The following is a 1,100-nucleotide window of genomic DNA, read 5'->3' as shown; positions in this document are numbered from 1 at the left end:
GTTGTTTTCCAACCTTTTTAACTTTTCGTGAAGGCAATTTCGCAATCATCGCTTCGTTAATTTGCCATCGGTTGTTAACTTCGTTTGAAAGATTGATATTTTGCTCGCGAATGATTGGTTGTTTGGTTTCTATCGTTTTGATTTGTTCTGATTGAACATCATCACACTCGATTGCCGTTTCAACCAAATCGTTTGTTTCTAAATTTTCAAAATCAATTTCTCTTTTTGATAAAATAATATTTTTATTTTTTTGTTATTGTTAATGTTAATGTTATTGTGCATTTCCAAGCATTGCTCGTGCATTGCGTATGCATTGCTTGTGCATTGCTCATGCATTGCACATGCATCATCATTACTTTTATCTTTGTTTTTATCCCATCTAGCTTTTGCTGCTTTTGATGCCTTTTCTGAAGATTTTTCTAAATTCTCATTGCAATTTAGTAACTCTTCTTCAACTTGTGCACTCCATAAATTTCCATTTTCCAAGCGGATAATTAATTTTTTTCGAATGAGTTTTTCTAATGATTTTTTAAAAGTTTGTACTGAACAGCCAACAGCACGTGCTAAAACAGAGGCATCATCATAAAGAGGTTCACAAGTTCTATACATAAAAGCAGTGAGTGTACTATAAGTGGCTTTTTCTGCTGCATCAGTGCCAGCAAAGTCCATAATCCACTCTTGATAAAAATTACGTACCCAAGGTAATTTATTTGCCATAATTACCCTCCTGCTCTTCAATAAAAGCTGCTTCTTTTAATTCCTCTTCAACATCTAAATTCCACAAGCGACCATCTGCTAAACGAATGAAATATCCTTCTTCAAGCAAAACATTCAGTGCCGCTTCAAACTTCTTCACTGAATAACCCGTGTAATTAGATAAAACTTTAATATTATAAAAAAGAGGTTCACCAGTATGCAACATACGTAACCGTAATCGCATATAGATATTGCCCTCTACAGCAGGCAAATAATCAACAACAATTGCCCACTTGTCTGCAAAAAGCCTCGTCCATGGTAATTTACTGGACATACCCCAATTCCCTTTCTTTAACTAAATATAAAATTGCTAAAGCATCTGCTTCGTTATCATCTTTCGGATT

Annotated in this window: 2 protein-coding genes and 1 pseudogene; all 3 read right to left on the bottom strand. The window is 34.4% G+C overall.

Translation table 11 applies throughout. The annotated features are described in order from the left end of the window. A pseudogene (locus tag ACFINZ_RS09875) lies at positions 1-187 on the bottom strand (hypothetical protein); the annotation flags it as partial. 11 nt (positions 188-198) lie between these two features. Beyond that, positions 199-717 carry a DUF1376 domain-containing protein gene (locus tag ACFINZ_RS09870; protein WP_375701422.1) on the bottom strand — a complete coding sequence of 173 codons (519 nt, stop codon included), beginning with the start codon at positions 715-717 and terminating at the stop codon, positions 199-201. After that, positions 707-1,030 carry a DUF1376 domain-containing protein gene (locus ACFINZ_RS09865; RefSeq protein WP_375632831.1) on the bottom strand — a complete coding sequence of 108 codons (324 nt, stop codon included), beginning with the start codon at positions 1,028-1,030 and terminating at the stop codon, positions 707-709. Before ACFINZ_RS09865 ends, ACFINZ_RS09870 begins: the two co-directional genes overlap by 11 nt. Between the last annotated feature and the right edge of the window lie 70 nt (positions 1,031-1,100).

Source organism: Bartonella sp. AA81SXKL (assembly GCF_042196945.1).
In the GTDB taxonomy this organism is placed as follows: Bacteria; Pseudomonadota; Alphaproteobacteria; order Rhizobiales; family Rhizobiaceae; genus Bartonella.
The sequence above is the reverse complement of the archived record's forward strand: the minus strand, read 5'-3'. Positions and strand labels throughout refer to the sequence as shown.